The sequence below is a fragment of the Streptomyces sp. NBC_00122 genome, from assembly GCF_045160845.1.
In the GTDB taxonomy this organism is placed as follows: domain Bacteria; phylum Actinomycetota; class Actinomycetes; order Streptomycetales; family Streptomycetaceae; genus Streptomyces.
Genome location: NZ_CP108191.1, coordinates 7304919 through 7328632 on the forward strand (window position 1 = coordinate 7304919; position 23714 = coordinate 7328632).

A 23714-nucleotide genomic window follows, 5' to 3' on the forward strand; every position below is an offset into this window, starting at 1 on the left:
GGACGTCGCCCGTCCTGGGGTGGACTGGCGGGCGGTGCGGGAGACCCGTCCGGGCCGCCGCTCCCTGCTTGCCGGCCTCACCCCGGTCACCCGGACACGGACCGGTTCCTGCTCGCCGAGGTGGGCCAGATCGCACGTGTGGGGCGGGCGGCGGTGGTCAACTGGCGCCGCCGCCACACCGACTTCCCCGCCCCGACCGGCGGGACGGGCGTGCATCCGGAGTTCGACCGGGCCGACATTGTCGCCTGGCTGCTCGCCAACGACAAGATCGAGGTCCCCGCCGGGGCAGCGGCGGCCACGCTGCTGGTGCGTTGTGTGGGCGGCGGGACACGACGGTTCCGCCTGGATGCCCCGTGGCTGGGCCTTACCGACGACATCGAGGACACCGACCAGCTGTCGGGCTGGTCCACCGACGCGGGCAGACGCCGACGCTCTGGCCGCCCTGGCGGCCGGAGAGTTCGGGGCCGCACTGACCCGGCTGACCGCACCGGGTGCGGGTCCGCTCGCGGTGCTGGGCGAGGTCCGGGTGACCGACCGGTTCCGGTCGGGGTCGGGCGGCCTGCGCATCACGCTGGAGTGGCCCGCCCGGCTGCGGGGCACCGCCTCGGAGAAGCCGGCGGGCGGGGCGGTCCGCCACGGGGTCCCGCACGCCCGGGCGGGCGAGAACTGCGTGTGCAAGCGGCACGACTGCGGCGGCCTGGTCCCGGTGGGCTGGTGTGCAGCTGATCTGCGCTGCTGCGCCAGGTGGCCCTTGCGGCCGGCGCACCGTCGCCTGGGCCGGGCCCGGCGCGCACCGCACGCACCGCAGCGCCGCGGGCGGCGGCCCGTGGCCCGCGCCGGGCCGGCGGCCGTTACCGGGGTACCGCGTATGCCGCCCGTACCGTCCAAGCCGGGCACGGGCAAGTCGTGCCGCCCGCAGTTGATCCGTTCGCCGAAGCGGTGGTGGCGGCCTGGTCGGGTTCGTCGGCGGCGGCTCGGGCGCCGGTGAAGTGGGTGGTGAAGAAGGCCTGGTCTTGCGCGGCGTCGACGCCAGGGACGCCAGCCCGACCCGCCGCGCCGGCGCCGGCCGGCCGACGGCGGCACCGACGGCGGGGAGGGGTACGGCTGGCTGCTGATCACCCGGCTGGCCGACGCGGTGGGGGTCCGGCCGGTCCCAGAGGGCGGCAAGACCGTCCACGTGCGTCTGACCGCTGGCCCCGGAGCAGGGGACGCGCCGGCACGTCGTCCTCACCCGCCCGGTGCAGGAAGCCCAACTGATGTGCCGGGAACGGGAACCGGAGTGATCGTGCCGACGTGAACGTCGGTGACGGGGCTTAGCGTGCACGGACGGAAGCGGGGGGTCGTTCACGCACGGACGCGTGATCCCGGACATACATATGACGTGTGCCAGGGCAGAGCCCCACGGCTCGATCCTCAGGGGGGATCTTGACTACATCGCACCGCACGTCACCGCAGCGCAGACGGCTGCGCGCCCTGGCCGCCGGGAGCGTTCTCGCCCTGGCCGCCGGCGCTCTGGCCGCCGCACCGAGCGTCGCCGCGCCGAGCCTGGGCGCGCCGAGTATCGCCGCGCCGAGCTTGGCCGTGCCGAGCCCGGCCGTGCCGGCGCCGGGACCGTCGGCCGTGACCGGAACGGCCGGTGGCCAAGGGCTCCCGACCGTCGTCATGCCGGCCCGGGTCCCGGCCCAGGTGGCCGCTGCCGCCAAGCAGACGCTGCCGGAGAGCCCCGTACGAATGAGGGCAGCATGCTCCTAGAGGAGTTCCGTGGCCGTTTGATGGACCTTAGTGGTCGGCTCCCGAAGTCCTTCGGGGGTTGATCATGCTGTCAGCACGACGGAGGATTGTTGTGGGTGATCGGCGGTGTGCCGGTCGAGCCTGGCCAGCAGATCGTCCAAGTTGGTGGTGGTGAACTTCCACTGGAACGGCTGTGCTGTGGCGTTGTAGTGGTTCTCGAAGTCCCGGAGCTGGTCCCTGACTTGGGCCAGGTCGGTGAAGTCGTTGGGTGTCACGACTTTGCGCTGGACGACGGAGAAGTAGATCTCCACCTGGTTCAGCCAGGAGGCGTGGACGGGGGTGTGGACCATGACCGCGTTCGGGAACGCCGCTCTCAGCCGGTCGGCGGCCTTCTTCCCGCGGTGGGAGGAACCGTTGTCCACGATCCAGAACACGCGTTTCGCGCTGGCGTAGGGCGCCTGGCTCATGACCTGGGTGACCAGGGCCATGAACGGCACGATGCCGGTGGTCGCCTCGCAGCGGCCGAACACCGTCGCCTGGTGGACGTCGTAGGCGGCGAGGTAGGCCAGGGCTCCGCCGCGCCGGTAGGTGTGGTTGACCCGCATCGCTCTGGCCTGGCCGGGGGCGAGGGTGGGGTGGCAGCGGCAGCGGGCCTGGACGGAGGTCTTCTCGTCCGCGCTGATGACGTACTCGTCGTGGCCCAGCACGGCGCCCTCGAAGGTGCGGGCATACAGTTCAAGGACGCGCTGGGCCTTGGGGCGGAAGACCGGGTCGGTGATGAAGATCCAGGACTGGTGCTGCTACGGCTTGAGGGCGTCGGTCTTGAGCCAGCGGCGCACGGTGGAGGCCGATACGAAGGTGGCGATGCCCCGCGTGATGGCCTCACGGGCCAGCTCCGGGCATGACCAACGCGACAGCGGCACTCCGCTCTCGGCGGGCAGCCGACAGGCCAGCGCAGTGACCTCGGCGGCCTGCAAGGACGTGAACACCGGTGGACGGCCGGATCGTTGACGGTCCTGGAGCCCGGCAAGCCCCTGCTCGGCGAAACGGTGCCGCCAGCGGCGCACCGTGTCGAGGTGCAGTCCCGTCGCACGCGCGATGCGGGCCTTGGGGCGCCCACGCGCGGCGTGCAGCACGATCTGCGCCCGCACCCGCTGCCGGTACTCGCTCTTGTGGCCCCAGGCCATTTTCTTCAGCCGCTTGCGGTCGGTGGCGGTCAGAGATATCGGACAGGCGGTGGCAACAGGCACGACAGACGGCCCAATCGGGAGAGAAGGATCACGGCAGGCCGCAACCTAGTGCCGCTTCAGGCAACGTTCGCCCCGAGTGAAGCATCGTTCGGTTTGCTGCGCTGGAGGGCACTGGACGGTCAGAATGATCACGTGGCTGAGCGTGTGCGGGTCCGGGAGATTGACGATGACGAGGGCAGACGGTTGCTGCGGATTGTCCGCAGAGGAACTGGGTCGGTGGTGACCTGGCGGCGGGCCCAGATGGTGCTGTTATCAGCGCAGAGCATGCCCGTGGCGAAGATCGCGGAAGTGACGTTCACCAGCGCGGACCGGGTTCGCGACGTGATCCACAACTTCAACTCCGACGGCTTCGACTCGCTCTATCCCAAGTACAAAGGCGGCCGGCCCAGGACTTTCACACTGCCCGAACGCCGGGAGATCAAGAAGATCGCCAAGTCCAAGCCGGCCGAGCACGGCCTGCCGTTCTCGACCTGGAGCCTGGCCAAGCTGGCCGACTTCCTGGTCGCCGAGGGGGTGGTCGACGACATCAGCCACGAGGGACTTCGGGTCCTGCTCCGCGAGGAAGGCGTCTCGTTTCAACGCGTGAAGACCTGGAAGACCTCCCGCGACCCCGACTACGCCGCCAAGAAGGCCAGAGTCGAGCACCTCTATGCGATCGCCGACGGCGAGGTCATACCCGAGGAAGGCGAACCCGAAGTCGTCTTCTGCATGGACGAGTTCGGGCCGCTCAACCTCCAGCCCCACCCCGGGAGGCAGTGGGCGGAGCGCGGGGGCCGACACAAGGATCCCGGCCGGGATCCCCGGCCCCGCCGCCGGGCGACCTACACCCGCCCGCACGGGGTGCGGCACCTGTTCGCCGCCTACGACCTCGCCAAGGACCAGCTCTACGGCCACATCAAGAAGACCAAGAACCGATCGAAGTTCCTGGAGTTCTGCCGCTACCTACGCTCCCTGCACCCGGCGGACGTGCGCATTGCGATCGTCTGTGACAACTACTCGCCGCACCTGACGACGAAGCGGTGCCAGCGAGTCGGGACGTGGGCAGCGGCGAACAACGTCGAGATCGCCTACACACCCACCAACAGCTCCTGGCTCAACCGCATCGAGGCCCAGTTCACAGCCTTGCGCTACTTCGCCCTCGACGGCACCGACCACCCCAGCCACAAGGCCCAGGGCAGCATGATCCGCCGCTACATCATCTGGCGGAACAAAAACGCCGGCGACCACCACCTACGCGAAGTCGTCACCAGGGCAAACGTTGCCTGATGCGGCACTAGTCTTCCGGACGCGATGACCTTCACCCTGGCGTCCACCAGGTGCTGCTTGACCAGCTACTTTGCCGGGAGCCCGTACCTCACCGAGGCACCGACGATCAGCGTGGGCGGCACGGACCGGTGGCCGAGCTTCCAGACCAGAGCTCGCCGGGAGCGGCACTTCACTTTGCGAGACGGCTGGTCAGCACCTACATACAGTGGGAACCATTGCCACGAACACCCACACCATCCGACGTAGGCGTTCCGCACTCGGGCGGCCTGAGCGCACGCTACCTCCTCGTTCAGAGCGCCAGCGTGCGCCAGCCCTGGGTGATCTGGTCGCGGAGAGCTGCCGCCGCCTCCGTCGGGGTGTGGTTCGGGCCCTGGTGGGCCGTCAGTAGCTCTATCAACGCCGTACCGTGCGTCGGGCGGCCCGTTGGGTCGACGGTCAGCGCGCGGGCGACGGCGGCCGCGAGAGCTGGGTCGAGTGCCTGTACCGCCGCCAGCGCGGCCGGTTCGGGTCCGGTGTCGACGATCCGACGGATCACAGCTCCCGCACTGGTCGCTGTGAACGGGCTGGTGCCGTGCGCCGCGCACACCACACAGCACGCCCACGCCCAGATGTCGGCGGCCGTGCTGACGCGCTCGTCGCCGAACTGCTCCGGCGCCATGTACGTCAGGGTCCCCGGTCCACCGCCGGTGCGGGTGAGCCTGGTGCCGTCCACGATCGACGCGATGCCGAAATCGAGCAGACGCGGCCCGGCGGTGGTCAGCATGATGTTGGCCGGCTTGAGGTCCCTGTGGACCAGGCCGAGCCGATGCACCCCGGAGAGGGCCACGGCCAGTGCCAGCGCCAGGGCCCGCAGCGCCTCGGGGGAACGGATCGGCCCCTGCTCCCGCAGATGGACGTCGAGGGGCCGCCCGTCCAGCAACTCCATGACCAGGTAGGGGCGTCCGGCGTCCACTCCGGAGTCGAGCACCCGGGCGGTGTAGGCACCGGACACCATGGCCAGCACCTCCGCCTCGCGCTCGAAACGGCGCAACAGCTCGTTATGGTCCAGCAGTTCGGGATTTATGGTCTTCAGCGCCACCTGCGTTGCTGCCCCCTCCCTCCGGGCGAGGTACACCGTCCCCATCCCGCCGGCTCCTATGCGCCCGAGCAGGTGGTACCCGCCGATCGTCCGCGGCTCGTGCGGCCGAAGCTCCTGGTACGCGACCTGCGGCGCTGCACCGGCACTGGCCCCCCGATCTGCCTGCGTCGGCGCATACGGGGCCAGCTGTGCGGGCTGGGTCGCGGGCGGCAGTGGTCGTGCAGCGGAACTGGCGCCGGACCGGACCCTGCGGCTCGTCACGAAGGCGACGGCCTGGAACAGTAGGGCCGCCAGGAGCAGACCGGCAGGTGCAAACAGGCCGAGCACGGCACGGAGGGCGAACAGGGCGGCCAGCCGACGGCGGTCCGACAGGGTGGTCCAAGCCCCCGCAGGCCCTCCGGAGGCCATTAGGTTGTGCTGCGTGCGGAGCCACAGCAGCAGCCAGGCCACCAGCGTCGCGAACACCTCGGCGAGGAACAAGATCCCGTCGGCCTGGGCGCGCCCGTCCGGGCCGTCCAGCACGATGATCAAGGACCCAATCGGCGCCACTCTGAGGCCGAAGCCGGGGATGAGACGGGAAGCCATCAGTAACCACACCAGGGCGGCAGCGCCCACGAGTCCTACCGCCAGCTCCCCGATGAGCGCCGCAGGCATCCCCTGCGGCGGCGCGGTCCCGCCCCGGGCAGCTGACCCCCGCTGACGCACGCGTTCCTGAACGCGCAACAGCAGCGGCAGTGACGCCAACCGCGCCCCCAGCACCGGCCCAGCCACGGCTAGGACGCTCGGCTCCAGCAAATTCCCCACAGATTCCGCCATGCGTCCCCCTGTGCCTCCCCCTGCGGACTGAGCAGAGGGAGTATAGATCCGCTGCCAAAATTGATCCGAACGAAACGGCCCAGCCGCACCACCACGTCAACCCCCGAAGTACTTCCAGAGCCGACCACTTAGTATGGACCCGGCTTGGCATGACGTCGCTACGCGCCCTGTCTTCCGCATTCGTCTCGTGGGCGGAGCGGGAAACACCGGAATAGTGATGACGGCGGCGGCCGCCGCGGCGATCGTGACAGTGACCGCCGTCGTTCTGCCTTCGTGCAGTCGCTCGCCACTCAGGCCGGCCTGCGAGCGTTCGAGGCAGCTCGAGCCACTGCACGCCGCGTGATGGGCCGCCACGGGAACGACGAACTCGGTCGGATCCACAGGCTCAAGCAAGTCGTCATCGAAGAGACCGCTGCGGGCCTGAACTTTATCGTGCCGCCGGATCTGTCCGACGGGGCGCTGGCAACCTTGGCCGCCACCGACCTCGAAGCCCTGGCGGCTCCTGCGGAAAACGGTCAAGTGGTGACCATCTATTGGGACGAGCAAGCAGCGCAGTGGCAGCGCCACGTGACCGACACCTAGAAGAACCGCTGGCGAATGGTGGGGCCCATGCGACCACGCGGACTACGGGCCACCTGGCCGGTGGGAACACCCAATGGACGGGCATTCCGCGGAGCCCGGGGCAGCGCGTCCACCGCTGCCCTAGCCTTGCGCCATGAGCGCGCCAGGGGACGTGATCGACGGACGGTTCGAGCTGGTTGACCGGCTCGGCAGCGGGGGGATGGGCACGGTCTGGCGGGCGCTGGACCGTGCCCTTCATCGTCAAGTGGCCGTCAAGGAAGTACGGTCGGCGGCCGGGCGGGACGACCCGGAATTCCGGCGGGTGCTGCGCGAACGGGTGTTGCGCGAGGCCCGCGCCCAGGCCCGGATCAGCCATCCGAACGTGGTCACCATCCACCACATCGTCGACGAGGGCGAGCACCCCTGGCTGGTGATGGAGCTGCTGCCCGGCCACTCCCTCGCCCAGCGACTGGAGCAGGGTCCGCTGCCGCCCGCCGAGGCCGCCCGGATCGGCCGCGAGGTGCTCGCCGGGCTGCGGGCCGCGCACGCGGCCGGCATCCGCCACCGGGACGTGAAACCCGCCAACGTGCTGATGCGGGCCGATGGTTCGGCCGTGCTCACCGACTTCGGCATCGCCGCCCTCCAGGACGCCGCCTCCCTCACAATGACCGGGGAGGTCATCGGGACCCCGGAGTACCTGGCGCCCGAGCGGATCCGCGGCGCCGACCTGCCCGCCTCCGACCTGTGGTCGCTGGGCATGATGCTGTATGTGTGCGTGGAAGGTGTCAGCCCGATGCGCCGCGCCACCACCCTGGCCACACTGGCTGCGGTCCTCGACGAGCCGGTGCCCGCACCGCGCCGGGCCGGGCCGCTGGCCCCCGTACTGGCCGAGCTGCTGGTCCGCGACCCGGCCGCACGGCCCACCGCGGAACGGCTGGACCGGCTCCTGGCCGCCATCGCCGAGGGCACCGGCAGCGCCGTACCGCCGGAGCCCACCCACCTCGACCAGGCGTCTGCCTCCCCACCCGATATCTCCCCCGTGTCCAGCCGACCGCCGTCCGCCAGCCGGTACGGCCCGCCGCCGCCAGGCCCGACCCCTCGGCCGGACCAGCCCGCGCCTGCACCGACAACCACACCACCGCCCACTCCCGTACCCTTCCCGCCACACGAGGCCACGCCCCGGGACGCACTGCCCACCATCGGTCCCATGAACGGCGGCGGCCCGCACGGGACCGGACCGGACCGCCGACGGAAGGCCACCCCGCTCGCCGCAGCGGCCGCAGTGACGGCCCTGGCGCTGCTCGGCTTCGGCGGGTACGCCCTGTTCAAGCCGGGCGCGGGCGGCCACACGGACGGTAAGGGCACGGCCTCGCCGACAGTCTCTGTGGTCTCCACGGGCCCGGGTTCACCCTCGGCGACACCCGCACCGGGCTCCACCGGCACGTCGCCGACAGGCCCCGCCCCGACTCCGGGCACGACCGCAGGTACCGCCAGCGCGCCGGGCACGACGGACACCCCGGCCGCTGGTATGCCGCCGAGCCCCCCGACAGCCACCGCGCCCGGCGGTGACGACCCGGCACCCGGCGCCGGCCGCTGGATTGCCCAGCTCTACTCCGAGCCCGAGGGCACCGGCACCGCCGCCCGCGATCAGCGGCTGGCGGCGATCCACGCCACGGTCCCGGAGGCCCGGGTGCTGCGCAGCCGGGACTACGCCTCCCTCAACCCCGGTTACTGGGTGGTCTACGCACCCGGCCCGTTCGCCGACGGCCGGGCGGCCGTCACCTTCTGCGCGCAGAAGGGCCGGGCCACCGCCAATGAGTGCATCGGCCGCTACCTCAGTGACGACCAGGACGACTACGCATACCAGTGCACCCCGCCAGCCGACTCACCCGGCGGCCGCTGCCGGCATGCATGACGGGAGCCACTGCAGCGAGCCCGTGAAGCCGAGCTCGGTCATCCGGGTCCGTTCGGCGGCCTCCTCGTCGTCGTAGCCCGGGAGCTCCGCGTCGGCCGAGCCACGGCTATCACTGGCGGACGGTGGCTGACGTGCCGGTCGACGGCCGACGGGTGGTGATCCGCGTACGGGGTGCGGCGTCTGGTGTGTCCCACGCGCGGTTGCTGCCACACCTTCCGCGAGCAGGGCTCAGTGGGCGTCGAGCGTACAGGTCCCGCACCAGTGAGGACCGCGAGGGCCGCGAGGACCGCCGAGAGTGACGCCCGGCCGACGATCACGAGCGGGCGCCCCGCCTCCCACACGGCCGACGGTCACTCAGACACGCACGGCTGGCCGCGTCAGCGCGTGTTGATCTGCTGGAGCGCCGCGCCCTGGTAACGGGCACCGGCGTTCCACAGGATGAATGAATTCATCTTGTTGGCCGCTGCGGCCTTGATCTGTTCGGCCACCTCGGCCGGGCCGTAGGTGCTGCCCATCGAGAAGTCCTGGAGCCACGGGACGATTTCGGTCTGGGTGCCCTTCGCCTGGCGGGCGAAGTCGGCGAGCGAACGCTGCACGATCGCATACGGGGCGGTGTCGGGCTGCGTGACGCCGTATTCCCCAGGCCCCCAGTGGGACGGGTAGACCATGGGTGCGATGTAGTCGGTGACCTTGACCAGGGCCCCGATGTCCTGCGCGATCTCGGTGGGCCGGGTGGCGGCGATACCGAAGACGGAGACGCCGAGGTACTTGGCGTGCGGACGAAGCGCGGTCCGGGTGCCAGCGACGAACGAGGTGATGGACTGCTCGGGTGTGGCGGTACCGATGCCCGGGAAGCGCATGTGCGACAGCGGGCCGTCCGGGCGGCGCACGTAGTCGTAGAGGATGTCGTCGAAGCCGAGCCGAGCCGCTTCGACGGCGAGGTCCTGGTTGTACTTGCGGACCGCGGGGCTGGCGAAGTTGGTGAAGGAGAGGGCTCCGTAGTGGCCGCCGTCGTAGGGCTCTCCGGCAGGGGTCAGGACGAGCTGGTCGCGCTTGCCGGACTTCCAGGAGGCCGAGGCGAGCTTGGGGTCGCGGAAGGCTACGATGCGGCCGATGACCTGGGCGCCGGCGGCGTGGATCTCGGCGATCGCCTTGCGGGCGTCGTAGTAGCCCTTGGCCGCGCCGATCTGGCGGGCCAGCGGCACCTGGGACGCGTACCCGACCTCCCCGTCCTCGTCCTTGACGTCCAGCTCGACGGCGTTGAGCTTGCCGCTGCGGACCAGGGCGAGGATGTTGCCGCGCAGGGTGTCGTCGCCCCACCCGATGGCGGTGATGTGCGCGGCTCGGATCATGGGGCGACGCCCCCGGGCGGACACGTCCTTGGTGGTGGTGTTTCCGGCGCGGTCCACCGCGGTGACCGTCGCGATGGGTGTGCCCTGGGGTACCGTGATCTTGAAGATCCCGGCCTTGTCGACGGGGACCTTCTTGCCGTTGACGGTCACCTCGGCGTCTGTGGAGGCTTTGCCGGTGATGGCCACGGGGGCGGCGACGTTCTTGATCTCGGGGTTGGCCACCTCCAGCTCGGGAGCGGTGGCGTCCACCCTGAAGCCCACGACCGTGCGGTACGAGGCGAAGGGGAACCTGCTGTCGCCCGCCACCGCCAAGGTGTGCCGGCCCTCGGTGAGGTGAGGGAGGGCGAGTTTCAGGCGAGCGCCCTCAGCTGTGACGGGGACCGCCGTGCCGTCCAGGGTGGCGCGCAGCTTGTCCCGACCGCCGGCCTCCTCGGCGGCGAGGTAGGCCCTGACCTGTGCGGCCTTGCGCCCGTCGAGAACGGCGCCGTCGCCCAGACCCTGGATGCCGGGACCCGGCGCGAGGAACGTCCAGGCTCCGACACCCGCTCCGGCCAGTGCGAGCGCCCCGGTCGTAGCTATCAGGGCGCCCCGACGGGCCGGGCGGCGGAGACGGAGGGAAGGGGCCGAGTGGGATATGCGTTTGGGGGACATGATGACGTCCTTCGTGCCGTGGGCGGGTCCGGATGCTGCCTCCATTCATTGCCGCACGGTGTCCGAGTCGTCACGATCTGGTCGCATTTCACACGAATGGCGCGTTCGGCCCCGGCGCGGCTTCTACGCCATGCAGGGGGAGTGCGGTACGGGGGTTCTCCTCAGAGGTAGGCATGGCGCGACACGTTCGCCTTGGAGGGGCTTCTCATGCGCCACCCACTCGTCCCGCTCGGCGCCCTGGCCGGCGCCGCCCTGCTCGCCTCCGGCTGTTCCACGGGGCCGTCACCGGCTGCCGGGGAACTCCACGCGGCCGCCTCACGCGCGGCGGCCAGTCCCGTCGCCGCGAAAGCGCCGGCGGATGTCGGCGCCAATGAACTTGGCCAGGTGCCGGTGTTGATGTACCACCAGCTCACCGAGAGCCCGGCCAGCGTCTACGACCGCACCCCGGCCGATTTCCGGGCCGAACTGGAGCGCCTCGCGCGGGAGAACTACGTGCCGGTGACTGCCCGGGACTTCCAGACGGGCCGCATCGGCATCCCGGCCGGCATGCACCCGGTCGTCCTCACCTTCGACGACTCGACCAACAGCCAGGTGCGCCTCACCCCTGACGGCATGCCGGCGCCTGAGACCGCCGTCGCCATCCTGACAGAGACGGCGAAGAAATATCCGGCGTTCAAGGCGGTGGCGACCTTCTTCGTCAACGCGGACGCCTTCTCGGCGACAGGTTCCGCCAAGGCCCTGACCTGGCTGAAGGAGCACGGCCACGAGGTCGCCAACCACACCGGCCGCCACGAGAACCTGCGCTCCTTGGACCAGGCGGGGGCCGCGCGGGCGATCTCCGCCGGACAGCAGGCGATCGAGAAGGCAGTGCCCGGGACGCAGGTCACCTCGCTCGCCCTGCCCTTCGGTGCCATGCCTCAGCCGGCCGGCGTCGCCACGCGGGGAACGGACTACCGCTACGACGGGGTGTATCTCGTGGGGGCCAACCCCTCGGTCTCGCCGTTCGCGAAGGCGTTCACGCCCGGCGCGATCCCTCGGATCCGCTCGGCGGGGCCCAAGGACGAGGACGCCGAGTTCGGTTCGTCGCGCTGGCTGGACAAGCTCGCCGCCGGGAAGAACCGGTACGTCTCGGACGGGGACCCGAACACCGTAGCCTTCCCGAGCGCCTCGCAGAACGAGCTGTCTCCGGCCTTCGCGAAGCGGGCCCGGCCGTACTGAGCCGTGAAGGCTGACCGGTACGTGGCGGTGGCCGGGGAGGGGGAGAGGTGGTGAGCATCGCCCGTCGACCAGCCACTGCGACCTCCCGGCTCGCGCGGACGGCTCTGTCTCGCCGAACCGGCCCCCACGCCATCCCTTGAGAGGGACGTCAGACCGTTCCGTCGTGAACCAGGGCAGAGCGGTCCGGAAGGCGAAGACGGCCCCGCCGCCGGTCGGGATGGTAGGGCCGTTACACGGATACCGGCCCGGGGTGGTGGGCCGGCGGGCACACGTGTCACCGCACTCAGCGCCCACGGCCGCCGCACGTCACGCCGGTTGGGCCATTAGGTGTGCAGACGGCTGTTGATGCCGTCCCGGTCGCCGGCACTCTCGTCGTTGAACCAGTAGTCACCAGCCGCCAGATACCGGAAGGAGTGAGCGCTCTCGGAGGGCCGCTCGACCGTGACAGCCCTCTTCCCGTCCTTGCGCGGCGCGATGTTGTGCACGCCGGGCTGCCAGCCGTTGAAGTCACCCACCACGCTGACCTGCCCGGGCGGGGTGTCCGCGGGAAGGATGAAGGCGACCTCGGTGCGGTCCTTGCGCAGGGTGCGCTCCGGCATGGCAATCGGCTCCTGACGACGCGGGCGGGCCGGTTGCGTTCATCTTCGGCACCGGACCCGCGGCCCGCATGCCGGCGCATCAGCGCCCGCCCGGGCACCACCCTCTCGACACACTGCGTAGCAGAAAATGTGCGCAATGTGATGTTTCATGTCGGCTTGAGTGGGAGGAATCAGCATCCCCACGCATCGAGGAGTCGCCGTCATGGGCGGTCAGCAGGACAAGCGCCAGGGGCCGGGCAAGGGCCGCGAGGAGCAGCGGCGTCCGCGGCGGCCCGGCCAGGAACCCGGTCCACCCCGGGCCCACCGCCCCTCCCGCAGCGGCCAGCGCCCCGACGAGAACAATCGGCGCCGCGAGGAAGACCCGCTTCAAGGCGAGCGCGACGGGAGCTGTTCGGGCCGGGCGGCGGCCGCCGGTGCTACGTCGGCTCGGCTGCCGAGGCTGCCGCGCGGGCCTCCGGTCGACACCCCGTGACGGGCGGGGGAGCATGAATGAACACGAGGGCTGCCCTGTCATGTGGCCCCTCCCCCTCCCCGATGGGAGATTCCTCATGTACCGACGCACCCGACGCGCCGTGGTTACGTCCCTGCTCGTCTCCTCGGTCGTATGCGGCGGCGCCGTCGTCTTCGCACCGGCCGCTGGCGGGGCAGTCCCGGCCGCCAGCTGTACGGTCACGCCGGGGCCGAACGACACGTACGTCACGATCACCGGCGAGGGGTTCACGGGACCCCGCAAGCTCAACGACGGCGAGAGCACCGTGGACCTGGCGATAGGCCCGGACGGAACCTTCCGCGTGCAGCGGTTCCAGAAGAACGTCGACTACACGGTCCTCGCGGCCAACGAGGACCAGAACTTCGTCTTCGTGAATTGCAAGAAGGTGGGCTCGGCGGCGACACCGAAGCCCCAGAACCCGCAGAACACGACCCCGGTCCAGCCGGGTTCCCGGCGGGACATTGCCCAGGGCCGCGAGGCCGGCACCCAGGCGGGCGCCGCGGCGGCCGGCAACAGCTGCAAGACCAAGCCGGTGGCGGACAAGTCCGGCCAGCAGCACAGCGACGCCTACTGGCAGGCCTGGACCCAGGCAGCCAATCGCGCCTTCAACCGGGTCTGCCACGGCAGGTGAGCCGCTTCACCCCGAGCTGCAGGGCTGCGGCGACGAGAACGGTCGCCTCGTCTCCTACCTGTTCCCCCCTCACGGCGCCCGGAGGCAACGCGCGGCTCCCGTTCCGACTCGGCACTCACCCCGGCTTCCGAGCGCACGTGAACGCAGCCGACCTGGTACCCGGCTACAAATGATCAGGGACCTTGGGGGAACGCCGCGCATGGTGTGCCCGTGGGTGCGGACCGGAGCGGGCGGCAAGCTTGAGGGAGCCTGGACGTCGGTCAGTGACACTCTGGATCTGATCACGGCCGCGTTCGGGAACCCCTGCGGGCTGACAGTCGTTCGACCCGGACAGGCCCAGGAGCCCTGGCTCAGACACCAGCCCCAAGGTAGGAGCCGGGGGCCTGGTGATTGGGGTCATGCGCTCGCTGCCGCTGCGGCCTGTCGTCGTACGTGCGCAGCATGCGCATGACGGTGGCGGGTAAGGGGTGTTGTCCCTTCTTCGCACCGTGGTGATGACGGGCCGCTTGGTGATGTCGCGCAGTTCCTCCCGCGGTTGGGCCGCATGACCGCCGCCGTCCATCAGGCCGTCGCCGCGAACATCGCTCGGACGAAGGTGGAGGGCACCGACCGGTGGGCCGACTTGCTGCGGACCACGATGCCGGAGAGCCTGGTGCGCGACGCGATCCTCGCCTCCCCGGCCTGGCCGGACATCGCGGCCGCGATGGGGAGCCTCGACGCCAAGAACATTGATGTCGCCCGGATCCTGACCGACGCCCACGCGGCGGGGGTTGGCGTCACCGCCGCCGCGATACCCGCTCCCGCCCCGAGCACCCCGGCTGCGGCTGCGGCTGCGGCTGCGGCTCCGGCTTCCGCTCCGGGGCCCGCCGAGGCCCGGGTTCCCGCGCGTGGGCGGGCGCAGATGATGCAGGCGCGGCCCTGCTGCTGGTCCCATGCCAGTCCGTACGCCGAGGCAGTGGTGCCTGCGTGCAGATCAGGGTGTGGCCCCCTGCCGGCTGGCTGGGCTCGGCTGTTGCCGGCGGCTCGACCATTCCACGGTGCGCCGCTTCGCCCGAGCCCGCAGCCTCGACGAACTCCTGGTCAAGGCCACCAACCGGGCAACCACCGTGGACGAGGACAAGACCTACCTGCATCAGCGGTGGAATGCTGGATGCCACGACATTCCCCAGCTCCACCGTGAACTGCCCGAACCAGGCTTCACCGGAGACGTCCAGTGCGTCCGCCACTGCTTCCGCCCGTTCAAGAAGCCCCACAGCCCCCGGCCCAAGCACCCGCCAGCGCCCGATCCCGAGCCCCGGCCGGCACCGAAGCCCCGCCGTGTCGTCCGCTGGATCATGCCGAACATCGCACATCTCACCGAGACCGTGCGACCGAACTCGAGGAGATCCGGGGCCGCTTGCCCCGAACTCGACGCCGCCGCACGGCACGTCCGCGACTTCGCCGACATGATGCGTGACCTCCGAGGCGAGCTACTGCCCTCATGGAAGGAACGCGTCCTCGCGGACGACCTGCCTGCCCTGCAGGGCCTGGTCAACGGCTTGCGCCGTGATCACGACGCGGTCAGCGCTGCCCTGACCACCTCATGGAGATCGGGCCAGGTCGAAGGCCAGGTCACACGCGTCAAGCTCCTCAAGCACATGGGCTTCGGCCGAGCCAACCTCGGGCCCCTCCGCCAACGGGTACTCCACAGTCCGTGATCTTTCCGAGGCCACTCTCAGCTGCGCGGACGAGGCAGGGATGATGGAGCAATGTTGGTCCACGCGGAGAAGATCCCCCACCGGCCCACGGCAGTTCGGGTTCACACACCCATCGGATCCGCCGTGGTCCTCTGGCGTGGTGATCCGCAGGAAGCAGACGGCCACCACCTCGTCGAATGGACCATCGACGACGATATCCACTGGGGGCAGAACACGCATTCAGCCTCTTGCGCCGAGCCGGGCATCCGGCAGGACGGCGACCGGCTGGTCCTGCGTGGTCGCCTCCAGCTCACCGAAGATGGCGCGGCCTATCTGCAGATGGGCTACTGGCCGGTCCTGTTCGATGTCGCGTCACCGATTCCCGACAGCGCCGATGGCGCCTGGGTGGAGATCAGCGTCGAAGCAGGCAGCGTCGCCCTTCGCCCCTATCAGACCTGACATCGCTGAGTAGGCCCGGAGCGCGGTGCCAGGATTACTCCCGGTCCGTTTCTCCGGACCTCTCGCCGAACCCGCCGTGCGCCTCTCAACGCAACGGGCTCTCCACGGTCCCTGCCGTCAGGCGTGGTTGATGCCGGTCCAGGGGTTGGGGATCCTCGACGCCCGGTAGCGATAGCGGGTGGCCGTCACCGTTTGGAGGTCGAATAGTTCGATCCCGTCCGCGTGTGGACGACGCCAGCCCCCGTGGGGGTCGGCGAGCCACCGGCGGACGTCCTTCCACCTCCAGCGGTGCAGGGCCCTCAGCCACCGGACCACCCGCCACCAGACGAAGTGTTCCAGCATGCTGAAGGTGTGTTTGGCCACTGCGTGCTTGAAGTAGTTGGCCCAGCCGCGCATGATCTGGTTGAGACGGATCAGCACGTCCCTGGGAGGGTGTTGCGACGTCCTGTGTGTCAGGGCACGTATCTTCTCCTTCAACGACCGGAGGGGCCGGTCGGCGATGAAGGTGTAGACGTACCACTTGTCGCTGGTTCCCCGTTTGCGGCGCCACTGGATGCGGAACCCCAAGAAGTCGAACCCATCAGTCATGTGCACGATTCGGGTCTTGGCCGGTGACAGCCGAAGGCCCAGCGGTTCCAGCGCATGAATGAGCCCTTTCCAACCTCAGGTTGAGGCGTGGTGAAGGACGACGACGGCCTTCACGATGTCGGTGATCCGGTTGGTGCTGCAGCGGAGCTTGCGTAGCAGGCGCCAGCCCTTCAGGACGGCCATGGCCTGCTCGCCGAGGCACCGGATTTTGGCGTGGGTGCTGTTGTGCTGTCGCTTCCAGCGCTTGAGCCGGCGGCCCCGGAAAGGTACGCGGACATGGCGGCCGGCTTCTTGGTACGCCTTGTCCGCCCAGCACTTCAGCCCTGCCGTTGCGAGCGCGTCGATGATGCCGTGTTCGCGCGCGGCGGTCAGGTCGTGGGTGGAGCCGGGCAGGGCCGCGGAAGCCCACAGCAGTCGGCTGAACGGATCCGTGATGACCTGGACGTTCATGCCGTGGCGCTTGTGTTTTCCGGAGTAGTACGGGGTGTCGGCGGCGATCCGGTCGATGGGCAGGAGGGTGCTGTCCAGGATCACGTACGCCTTCGTCCGGACGGTCGTCATTGCCTCGGCCAGGGTCTGCGCCTGGGCGGCCAGCACTTCGACGGCCTCGCGTATGTAGCGGTAGACGGTCGCGATGCCGATCTCGAAACCTGCGGCGAGTTGGGCGTACGTGTCGCCGCATCGCAGGTGGGCCAGGGCGAGCAGGGCCTGACGGCCGACGGGCAGACGCCGCCATCGCGTGCCGATCTCCCGCCGGTGAGCGGCCCGTTGCCTCGTCAGGTGCCGCAGTGTGCGGCTGGACAGATCGATCGACGACGGGTAGACAAGCACGCGAAGCTCCTGGCGGACACAGGTGATCTTGGTCGAGAACCCGTCTACCAGGAGCTTCGTCGTTCCGTACAACCCATGCCCACCAACACCCCGATGCCACAGGCCAGGTTGGAAAGGGCTCAAGGACGATCTGACAGAAAGCGCCTTCTCCGCTTCCCGGTGGAGAAGGCACTTTCGCGTTTCCGGGGTGGTCTACCCCACGTCACGTACGATTTCGCGAGAAACCACGCGAGAAACCAGGGGTGAGATTCTCCCGGGCGACCCGGTCATCAGGCCCTGTCGAGATAGAACTTCTCGTGCTCGCCACCGTTGGCGTTGACCTGACAGTTCACCGTTCCGCCGGGGCCGGTGGCGGTGGTCACCCCGCTGCCGGTCACCATGCGCAGGTAAATACCCGGGAAGGCCGCCGACTCGAAGGAGAACGAACCATCCGCCTGGGCGCGAAGGTGGTACTTTTCGTAGGGGTGGGCGCCGTATTGACAGTTGACCTGCCCCCCGCCGGCCATGGTGGCGGGGACCTCGGTGCCGTCCATGCGCAGGAACACGTTCGGGAAGGCCGCCGACTCGAAGGCGTACGACCCATCTGTCTGCGGCCGGACCTTGTACCCCGTCCAGGGGCCGGTGCCGTACTGGCAGTTGACTGTCCCGCCGCCGGAGCCGGTGAAGGAGGTCACCCCGGTCCCGTCCATGCGCAGGTAGATATTCGGGAAGAACGTCGACTGGATCGTGATGGGCGTGTCCCCGAGCTTTCCGAGGTCAGCTGCCGATAAAGGCATGATCGCCTCTCCTTCGGTGTGAGTGTCTCTTGGGCGAGCCGAATTCAGCGCCGATGGCGGCAGCCTTTGCGGCGCTGAATACCGAGATAGAGGATTGCATCGAGATGAACCGCTCGGCCTCATGGGCTATGGGCAACTTCCCGCAGAAAGGAAGCCCGCCGAATCGCAGATAAGGCGGCATTGCAGCCGCCATTCATGTCACCCCGCCCCCTATTTCCTGCTCTCGCAGGCCCCGAACTCACTGTATTCGCGCGAACACAGCCTGTCCACCCTCGTGCCTTCAGTGAGCCTTTCCAGCCTGTCGGTGAAGCTGGGCAGTTGTCCTGCCGGACGAGGAAATCCCCTGGTGGAAAGGTTTCGCCCAAGAGAACCCGCTCCACCAGAGCTTCATGCGCTTGTCTGCCCGTCCGGCATCGACGTTTCCACCTTCGCCCTTCGCTTCCTGTCCGCCCGCCTGCGGGAGCGCCGACGAGTTCTCGGCACCCGATGGCGGCGCCTGGGTGCCGGCCGGCAGGCCCTACTCACCCTGGCCTATCTCCGTAGGGACACCCCTATGCCAAGCTCGCCGCCGGGTTCGGGGTCGGCAATCACCACCGTCTACCGGTACGTCACTGAGGCCGTCGAACTCCTGGCCGAGCTTCGGCGGGAGATGGCTGTTCGACGTTCGCCCTCAAAGGCTGATCGGGGACGAGGACGCGCTCAAGTTCGCGGCGACCAGTGAGGCGGCGGCGGCCTGCGGCTGGCGCTACACGGTCGCGACCGGCTGGCACCCGCACGTCCTTTCCGTTCTGGACGCGCTGTCCGCTCAGCGGCGGCCCTTGCAGGATCCTCTCGGCCTCCAGGAGGAGCTGGTGGCGGCCGTGACGGCGGGGCCGCTTCCGTTCGTGGATCTGGTCGAGGCGACATCACTTCCGGCTGTCGCTCGGGCCCAGGCCCTGCACCTGCTCTGGCGGCGTCGTCTTGGCGTCGACCTCGGCCGACCGCTCGGAGACACGTCCGTGGTGTCGTTGAACGACCGGACCCAGGAGGGGTCTTGATGGCGCTGTTGGACTTGGCCGCGGGCCTGGAGCTTCAGATCGGCGGCGCTGCCTGGAGGGTCGCGGAGGTGCGGCCCCAGTCCGGGCATGTTGTCGTGACCGGACCGGGCGGAGAGGTGGAGAGCCGGTCGTTCCGGTGGCTGGTCGGTCATCCGGAGTGCTGGCCTGGGGCGTCTTCCCGCGCGAGTCAGCTCGGAGACATCCAGCCTCTGCAGATCGCCGCCGGCTTCGGTATATCCGTCGGCACCGCCCACGCCCCCGTCAAAGCCGTCGTCCAGCACCTGTCCGGCCGGGCACCCGGCCTTCTGCGTGTCCTGCGCGAGACGGATCCTGATTACGTCCTGCTCGACGGGACGCTCGCCGAGTGCGACCGCGTCGGCGACAGCCGGGCCGACTTCTCCCAGAAGCACCGCCGTCACGGCGTGAACGTACAGGTCGTAGCCGACCCCTCGGGCAAGCTGCTGTGGATCTCGCCCGCGCTGCCCGGCCGTACCCATGACCTGACCGCGGCCCGCACCCACCGCATCATCCGGATCTGCGAACGCCAGGGCGTTCCGATCCTCGCCGACCGCGCCTACATCGGCGCCGGCCCCTGGGTCACCACACCCATCAGACGGCTCCCGAACCGGGACTCACCACAACCCAGCGAACGGTCAACCGGGCCCTGTCAGCGGCACGAGCACCGGTCGAACGCAGCATCGCGCAACTCAAGTCCTGGCGGATCCTCCGCAGAGCCCGCTGCAGCCCCAATCGCATGACGGCCATCGCCGCGGCCGTCATGCGGTGGGGAAGCGCCTCACGACCAGACGAGCCGCCCTTCGGAAAATTTACAGACCGGGGAGTGTCCATCAGCGATCTTCGTCAGCATCTCCGCTACGGAGTCGAAATACTGGGCCATCGATTCGTACTCGCCCGTGACCGTGGGGTCACCCACGAACCATCTGCCGACACGCCCGTCCCGCACATCGATGAACTTGCCCATCCAGCCGTCCTGGTCCGACAGGAACGGGATCCACTCATTGCGCCAGAACGGGTTGTCCGGCTGGTCCGGGGGGTCGAATCCACAGGCCGTGGAGCGGTTCGCGTACAGCCTCTCTATCGCTCGGATGCCCAGAAAGAAGCTTCCCTCGTCCGGGAAGCCGTCGAAGCCGCAGCATGCCACGTCGTCGTCGAAATCTTCCTCAGGTAGATCCAGATTGTTCTGCAACAGCCACGTCCGCAGATCCTCAGGGAGCGAGATCCCCATCCGTTCCTCGGCGGCCGCGAGCGCCTGCTCAGTAGCGGGCCCTGGCAGGTCCGCGTGATCAGCCGACGCGTGCTGCCGAAGAAGAGTCATCACGCGGGACCAACTCTCAGCCACACTCATCGTCCTCTGCCCTCTCTGCATGGATGCCTCTGTCCGACTGCTCCACGACGGAGGTTGCGAAGTGCCGACCGGAGAACCTTGCAGAGATGCTACTTCGAGCGTGCCTCCCACCCCTCCCCACGACTATCTTCCGACCCAGAGCACAGTGCCGGCTCCTCAACGCGGTGGCCATCCGTCAAACGGCCGCAGGCCCAGGCCGTCGGGTACACAGACCGAGCCGCCCTGCTCCTGCGCTTCCTTCCCGACCTCCTCTCGGACCCTCCGAGCCAGTTGACCGGAGCCAGCTCACCCCCACGCCATGACGTCAGTCGTCCGTGCCGCCCTCACCCTGGAGGGACGAAGCTGAAAACGCTTAGTGAGCGCATCCGTGACCACTGACTCTTGGAGAACACGAACCGTGACCACAACGGCCACGAGCCGCCAACCAGCGATCAACAACTCCGCCAACTACCAATCAACGCGCGCAAGCTACCGGCGCCGATTCCTCACGCAGCCGCCAACCACCGATCAAAGTCACAGGCGGCGCCTACGGTGGAGGCATGACGTCGTCCTCCGCCCCCGATCCGGTGCCGGTCCCCATCCGGGTGCTGCTAGCCGATGATCCGGGCGAATTCACGCGCAGGCGTGTTGCGTTCCGCTGGTGGCAGAGGTCGATGAGCATGTCGGTCTGCCGTCCGACCGGAGCCAGTTCGCTGGTGCGGACCATCGGCAGGGACAGCCCGAACGCGTCGAGCATCACCCGCAACAGGGCCTCGTTCAGGCCCGCGAGGTGCGTCCACGACATCCCGTAGACAGCTTCGAGAGCGTCCTGGTGCTCGGGCCAGTACGGGGCATGGGCGTAGGTCTGGGCGAGGCTGCGCCAGTGCCGCCCGGCCCAGGTACCGTCGGCGATTCGGGTGTCCGTGATGCGCTGCCCGAAGCGCCGGCGCACCGGCACGGTCAGCCAGACCGGACCGGCGGGGCCGCGGATGTGGTTGCGGTTTTGCCAGCCGCGTTCGGTGAACTGGACGTGGTCCAGGAGCACCAGTTCCTCGGCATCGGTCAGCCGCGAGAAATATCCGGGCCAGGGCAGGTAGGCCGGCTGGTGCGCGACCAGTACGTGTCCGCCCATCAGCAGGCCATCCGGTAGGCCACGAACGCCTCTGCCCGCTGCGTGCCGCACGCCGCCCCGGTCGTGGAGTCGATCGCCCGGATCCGCTCCAGCGACCGCGGGTGATCGGGATCGCGCAGTTCGCGGGCGTAGCAGCCGAGAGCCTTGTCCTTGACCGCTGCGGTGCCGGTGACGTCTACCCAGACGGTGGGGCGAGGAGGCGCCGGACTCCAGATGTGGTCCTCGGGCCCGTGGAAGCCGAGGACCGTCCGGGGCTAGTGCCGCAGCGAGCCGCTGGGCCGTGCCGCCGCGTAGGCGGCGTGGTGGACGACCTGGTGGTCCTGGTGGACGGCACCGGCGGCCGGGATGAGGAGCGTGGCCGGCTGAAGGGCGGCCAGTGAGAGCTCCGGGCCGGACTCTATGAGGCGGACCAGTTCAGCGCTGTGACTGGCGAGGTCGAGGGCCGGAGCGTCGTCGCTCCAGGCGATTGCTCGGCCGCTGACGCCTAGGACGTCGCAGGCCGCGTTGAACTCCTCACGCCGCAGACGGCTGTCGGTGGGGGTTCCCCATCGGGGCTGCGTCACGCAGGCAACAGCCAGGACGTGCACGGCGATTCCGGCGGCGGTCAGGCGGGCGATGGTGCCTCCGGCGCCGAGGGTCTCGTCGTCGGGATGCGGGGCGACGGCCAGGACGCTGTCGCCTGGGTTCAGGCCGAACATGGCCTGCCTCCTCTTGATCCGTGGAAGGGGTACGGGTGTGTGCGGGAAGCATGGTCAGGTGCGGGGCCGGGACGGCTCCGGACGGCGGTTCAGGCCGGTGAGCGGGGGGAGTGGCTCTGTGACATGGCCGGGTGCCGGCTCGGGCTCCCACGGGAAGCGGACCCAGTCGGCAACGCTGTAGCCCCAGCTGTCGAGCGGGTAGCTGGAGCCTTCGTTGCGGCAGAGCACGGCCGTACGGACCCGAGCCGGGCGCACCGCGGTGGTGAGCCACTCAGGGCTCACTGATGTCCGGCCTCCAGAGGACGAGGATAGATGCGCAGACGCATGTTGACCGCTCCGCGGTCGGGCCCGTCACCGACTGCACCAAACCACATGGCCTACTGGGAGTTCGCGGCTCCGGATGGCCCCCTCGTCAATCTGCGCATCACGCCCGCCCTGGGCACCGCCGTTCTTCGGCGGCGTGGGTCAGGAGACTGGGATTCTCGGACGCCTGGTGGCTTCGTCCTCGAAACAGACGTAGCCCCCGCAGGCCGCCCAGACTCTTTTACCTCCGCCCAGGTCGCCACCTTCCACGCGGTCACGGCCTGCTCATCGCGCTCAGCGACCCGCCGGGCGGGGACCTGCGGGCTGAAGCCGAGCGGGTGCATCAACCGGGTGGCACCCGAGACGCTGTAGGAGACGTGGAACTTCCTGCCGATCAGCGTGGCCACCCTCGATGCGGTCCACACCTGGTCCTCCACCCAGCCATGCGCGGCCGGGCCCTGCTCCAGATACCCGGCCAGCTTCTCCAGACACCGCGGGGACAGACGGCACCGTGACCCGCCCGGACCCCGGGAGGCCAAAGCCTCAACACCACTATCCCGCGACAACTGGTGCCACTGATAAGCCGACTTCACACCCCTTCTCGGGCTCCTGCGACGTCTGGCGCTGACCACCCTCGACGTCCTCGACGAGCTGACGGCCTCGCGTGCGGTCACTCGGCCAAGTGAGGGACTTCTACGCGAGTTGCGACGGCGGATGCATACGGCATTGAGTAGCGCCTGGCGCAGGCCGCGGCCGGTGTACACGCGTGGCGATCCGCTGACGAGGCGGACGCTGACCGTGTTTTGGGGGTGCTGCGCATAGTCATGTGGTGGTGGGCGCGGCAGGGTGTCGAGCGTCGGGGTCCAAGGGCTGCCGGTACGGGCCCAGGAGCAGTGCCGTGTCTTCTTCCTTGGCTGCTACCTCGGCGATTGCGTCATCTGCTTTGAGCCGGATGACGGTGGGTTGCTTGCCGAGCCGTTTTATTTCATCGTCACGGGCTGGTCGTTGCTGATCCAGTCCGTCGGCGGGGACAAGTGTGTTGCGGAAAAGGAACGGGCGCTTGGTCCAGATGAGAATGTCACGGACCCAGCGTCCGTAACCCCGGCTCCACTTGGGCCGCAGGCCGTCGATCTCCCCGCTTGCGACCCGGATGGCGCCGCGGAAAGCGCCGGGTCGCTTTGTCACCCAGCGTTTTCGGCCGTACACAACCACTGCGTAGAACACGATGACGATGAGGTCGACGCCGAGCAGAGCGAGCAGTGCGATCAGCATATGGGCCTCCAGGGTTCTGCTGGAGTTGTTGCGATGGCA

Annotated in this window: 24 protein-coding genes and 3 pseudogenes; 12 read left to right on the top strand and 15 right to left on the bottom strand. The window is 69.3% G+C overall.

The genetic code is table 11. The features are described from left to right. The first annotated feature begins 1425 nt into the window (after positions 1-1425). Positions 1426-1752: a hypothetical protein gene (locus tag OG737_RS33505; protein WP_405676435.1), complete on the top strand. Its 327-nt coding sequence runs from the start codon at positions 1426-1428 to the stop codon at positions 1750-1752. A gap of 62 nt (positions 1753-1814) precedes the next feature. On the opposite strand, the gene OG737_RS33510 is transcribed toward OG737_RS33505, so the two are convergent. Together OG737_RS33510 and OG737_RS33515 are read right to left on the bottom strand one after the other, a co-directional pair. Then, positions 1815-2438 carry a transposase gene (locus OG737_RS33510; RefSeq protein ID WP_405676432.1) on the bottom strand — a complete coding sequence of 208 codons (624 nt, stop codon included), beginning with the start codon at positions 2436-2438 and terminating at the stop codon, positions 1815-1817. A gap of 93 nt (positions 2439-2531) precedes the next feature. Continuing rightward, positions 2532-2981: a helix-turn-helix domain-containing protein gene (locus OG737_RS33515; RefSeq protein ID WP_405676430.1), complete on the bottom strand. Its 450-nt coding sequence runs from the start codon at positions 2979-2981 to the stop codon at positions 2532-2534. Between the two features lie 132 nt (positions 2982-3113). Here OG737_RS33515 and OG737_RS33520 point away from each other — a divergent pair, with 132 nt between their 5' ends. Continuing rightward, a complete protein-coding gene (locus OG737_RS33520; protein WP_323179150.1) occupies positions 3114-4247 on the top strand; it encodes an IS630 family transposase in 1134 nt (377 codons plus the stop codon). Between the two features lie 289 nt (positions 4248-4536). Here OG737_RS33520 and OG737_RS33525 read toward each other — a convergent pair whose 3' ends face one another. Continuing rightward, positions 4537-5847 carry a serine/threonine-protein kinase gene (locus tag OG737_RS33525; RefSeq protein ID WP_405922468.1) on the bottom strand — a complete coding sequence of 437 codons (1311 nt, stop codon included), beginning with the start codon at positions 5845-5847 and terminating at the stop codon, positions 4537-4539. A 567-nt stretch (positions 5848-6414) separates the two neighbouring features. Between OG737_RS33525 and OG737_RS33530 the strand changes: the two genes are divergently transcribed. The 3 genes and pseudogenes from OG737_RS33530 to OG737_RS33540 all read left to right on the top strand — a co-directional run. Further along, positions 6415-6723, top strand: coding sequence for a hypothetical protein (locus OG737_RS33530; protein ID WP_405676428.1), 309 nt, complete (start codon positions 6415-6417; stop codon positions 6721-6723). Between the two features lie 133 nt (positions 6724-6856). Then, on the top strand, positions 6857-8617 hold the full coding sequence (locus OG737_RS33535) for a protein kinase domain-containing protein (protein ID WP_405922375.1): 1761 nt from the start codon (positions 6857-6859) through the stop codon (positions 8615-8617). A 101-nt stretch (positions 8618-8718) separates the two neighbouring features. Beyond that, a pseudogene (locus tag OG737_RS33540) lies at positions 8719-8842 on the top strand (transposase family protein); the annotation flags it as partial. Positions 8843-8994: 152 nt separating this feature from the next. On the opposite strand, the gene OG737_RS33545 reads toward OG737_RS33540, so the two are convergent. Next, positions 8995-10620: a putative glycoside hydrolase gene (locus tag OG737_RS33545; protein WP_405922376.1), complete on the bottom strand. Its 1626-nt coding sequence runs from the start codon at positions 10618-10620 to the stop codon at positions 8995-8997. Between the two features lie 207 nt (positions 10621-10827). On the opposite strand from OG737_RS33545, the gene OG737_RS33550 reads away from it, so the two are divergent. Continuing rightward, entirely contained in the window at positions 10828-11838 is a 1011-nt protein-coding gene (locus tag OG737_RS33550; RefSeq protein WP_405922377.1) for a polysaccharide deacetylase family protein, read from the top strand. A 323-nt stretch (positions 11839-12161) separates the two neighbouring features. On the opposite strand, the gene OG737_RS33555 is transcribed toward OG737_RS33550, so the two are convergent. Then, a complete protein-coding gene (locus tag OG737_RS33555) occupies positions 12162-12437 on the bottom strand; it encodes a hypothetical protein (protein WP_328929961.1) in 276 nt (91 codons plus the stop codon). A 202-nt stretch (positions 12438-12639) separates the two neighbouring features. On the opposite strand from OG737_RS33555, the gene OG737_RS33560 reads away from it, so the two are divergent. Together OG737_RS33560 and OG737_RS33565 are read left to right on the top strand one after the other, a co-directional pair. Then, complete coding sequence (locus tag OG737_RS33560; RefSeq protein WP_405922378.1) at positions 12640-12909, top strand: hypothetical protein; 270 nt, start codon at positions 12640-12642, stop codon at positions 12907-12909. Between the two features lie 76 nt (positions 12910-12985). Next, positions 12986-13558 (top strand): hypothetical protein, encoded by a 573-nt coding sequence (locus OG737_RS33565; protein ID WP_328929963.1) that lies wholly within the window; start codon positions 12986-12988, stop codon positions 13556-13558. A 561-nt stretch (positions 13559-14119) separates the two neighbouring features. Here the strand turns inward: OG737_RS33565 and OG737_RS33570 are convergent. After that, positions 14120-14281 carry a hypothetical protein gene (locus tag OG737_RS33570; RefSeq protein ID WP_328929964.1) on the bottom strand — a complete coding sequence of 54 codons (162 nt, stop codon included), beginning with the start codon at positions 14279-14281 and terminating at the stop codon, positions 14120-14122. Positions 14282-14595: 314 nt separating this feature from the next. On the opposite strand from OG737_RS33570, the gene OG737_RS33575 reads away from it, so the two are divergent. Together OG737_RS33575 and OG737_RS33580 are read left to right on the top strand one after the other, a co-directional pair. Next, the gene (locus OG737_RS33575; RefSeq protein WP_405922379.1) at positions 14596-15255 is read left to right on the top strand and encodes a hypothetical protein; all 660 of its coding nucleotides are present in this window, start codon (positions 14596-14598) and stop codon (positions 15253-15255) included. 51 nt (positions 15256-15306) lie between these two features. Beyond that, positions 15307-15693 carry a hypothetical protein gene (locus OG737_RS33580; protein WP_405676416.1) on the top strand — a complete coding sequence of 129 codons (387 nt, stop codon included), beginning with the start codon at positions 15307-15309 and terminating at the stop codon, positions 15691-15693. Positions 15694-15810: 117 nt separating this feature from the next. Here the strand turns inward: OG737_RS33580 and OG737_RS33585 are convergent, their stop codons facing one another. From OG737_RS33585 to OG737_RS33595, 3 genes are all read right to left on the bottom strand, one after another. Then, the gene (locus OG737_RS33585) at positions 15811-16281 is read right to left on the bottom strand and encodes a group II intron maturase-specific domain-containing protein (RefSeq protein ID WP_405676414.1); all 471 of its coding nucleotides are present in this window, start codon (positions 16279-16281) and stop codon (positions 15811-15813) included. Positions 16282-16356: 75 nt separating this feature from the next. Then, positions 16357-17112 (bottom strand): transposase family protein, encoded by a 756-nt coding sequence (locus OG737_RS33590; RefSeq protein ID WP_405676412.1) that lies wholly within the window; start codon positions 17110-17112, stop codon positions 16357-16359. A 269-nt stretch (positions 17113-17381) separates the two neighbouring features. Then, on the bottom strand, positions 17382-17888 hold the full coding sequence (locus OG737_RS33595; RefSeq protein ID WP_405676410.1) for a hypothetical protein: 507 nt from the start codon (positions 17886-17888) through the stop codon (positions 17382-17384). Positions 17889-18234: 346 nt separating this feature from the next. On the opposite strand from OG737_RS33595, the pseudogene OG737_RS33600 reads away from it, so the two are divergent. Continuing rightward, positions 18235-18543, top strand: a pseudogene (locus OG737_RS33600) (transposase family protein); the annotation flags it as partial. Between the two features lie 594 nt (positions 18544-19137). Further along, positions 19138-19706, top strand: a pseudogene (locus OG737_RS33605) (transposase family protein); the annotation flags it as partial. 15 nt (positions 19707-19721) lie between these two features. Here the strand turns inward: OG737_RS33605 and OG737_RS33610 are convergent. The 6 genes from OG737_RS33610 to OG737_RS33635 all read right to left on the bottom strand — a co-directional run bounded on the left by OG737_RS33610 (position 19722) and on the right by OG737_RS33635 (position 23675). After that, positions 19722-20291, bottom strand: coding sequence for an SMI1/KNR4 family protein (locus tag OG737_RS33610; protein WP_405676408.1), 570 nt, complete (start codon positions 20289-20291; stop codon positions 19722-19724). Positions 20292-20817: 526 nt separating this feature from the next. Then, positions 20818-21402, bottom strand: coding sequence for a WbqC family protein (locus tag OG737_RS33615; RefSeq protein ID WP_405676406.1), 585 nt, complete (start codon positions 21400-21402; stop codon positions 20818-20820). Positions 21403-21656: 254 nt separating this feature from the next. Beyond that, positions 21657-22100, bottom strand: a complete 444-nt coding sequence (locus OG737_RS33620; RefSeq protein ID WP_405676404.1) for a PIG-L deacetylase family protein — start codon at positions 22098-22100, stop codon at positions 21657-21659. A 54-nt stretch (positions 22101-22154) separates the two neighbouring features. After that, a complete protein-coding gene (locus tag OG737_RS33625) occupies positions 22155-22382 on the bottom strand; it encodes a hypothetical protein (RefSeq protein WP_405676402.1) in 228 nt (75 codons plus the stop codon). A gap of 95 nt (positions 22383-22477) precedes the next feature. Beyond that, positions 22478-23167, bottom strand: a complete 690-nt coding sequence (locus tag OG737_RS33630; RefSeq protein ID WP_405922380.1) for a winged helix-turn-helix domain-containing protein — start codon at positions 23165-23167, stop codon at positions 22478-22480. A gap of 58 nt (positions 23168-23225) precedes the next feature. Next, positions 23226-23675 carry a hypothetical protein gene (locus OG737_RS33635; protein ID WP_405676400.1) on the bottom strand — a complete coding sequence of 150 codons (450 nt, stop codon included), beginning with the start codon at positions 23673-23675 and terminating at the stop codon, positions 23226-23228. Positions 23676-23714: the final 39 nt, after the last annotated feature.

Bases quoted from the DNA above. Each gene is read 5' to 3' on its own strand.
- OG737_RS33535 (WP_405922375.1), top strand. From the start codon at position 6,857: ATGAGCGCGCCAGGGGACGTGATCGACGGACGGTTCGAGCTGGTTGAC.
- OG737_RS33545 (WP_405922376.1), bottom strand. From the start codon at position 10,620: ATGTCCCCCAAACGCATATCCCACTCGGCCCCTTCCCTCCGTCTCCGC.
- OG737_RS33550 (WP_405922377.1), top strand. From the start codon at position 10,828: ATGCGCCACCCACTCGTCCCGCTCGGCGCCCTGGCCGGCGCCGCCCTG.
- OG737_RS33555 (WP_328929961.1), bottom strand. From the start codon at position 12,437: ATGCCGGAGCGCACCCTGCGCAAGGACCGCACCGAGGTCGCCTTCATC.
- OG737_RS33560 (WP_405922378.1), top strand. From the start codon at position 12,640: ATGGGCGGTCAGCAGGACAAGCGCCAGGGGCCGGGCAAGGGCCGCGAG.
- OG737_RS33565 (WP_328929963.1), top strand. From the start codon at position 12,986: ATGTACCGACGCACCCGACGCGCCGTGGTTACGTCCCTGCTCGTCTCC.
- OG737_RS33580 (WP_405676416.1), top strand. From the start codon at position 15,307: ATGTTGGTCCACGCGGAGAAGATCCCCCACCGGCCCACGGCAGTTCGG.
- OG737_RS33585 (WP_405676414.1), bottom strand. From the start codon at position 16,281: ATGACTGATGGGTTCGACTTCTTGGGGTTCCGCATCCAGTGGCGCCGC.
- OG737_RS33595 (WP_405676410.1), bottom strand. From the start codon at position 17,888: ATGCCTTTATCGGCAGCTGACCTCGGAAAGCTCGGGGACACGCCCATC.
- OG737_RS33610 (WP_405676408.1), bottom strand. From the start codon at position 20,291: ATGAGTGTGGCTGAGAGTTGGTCCCGCGTGATGACTCTTCTTCGGCAG.
- OG737_RS33615 (WP_405676406.1), bottom strand. From the start codon at position 21,402: ATGGGCGGACACGTACTGGTCGCGCACCAGCCGGCCTACCTGCCCTGG.
- OG737_RS33620 (WP_405676404.1), bottom strand. From the start codon at position 22,100: ATGTTCGGCCTGAACCCAGGCGACAGCGTCCTGGCCGTCGCCCCGCAT.
- OG737_RS33635 (WP_405676400.1), bottom strand. From the start codon at position 23,675: ATGCTGATCGCACTGCTCGCTCTGCTCGGCGTCGACCTCATCGTCATC.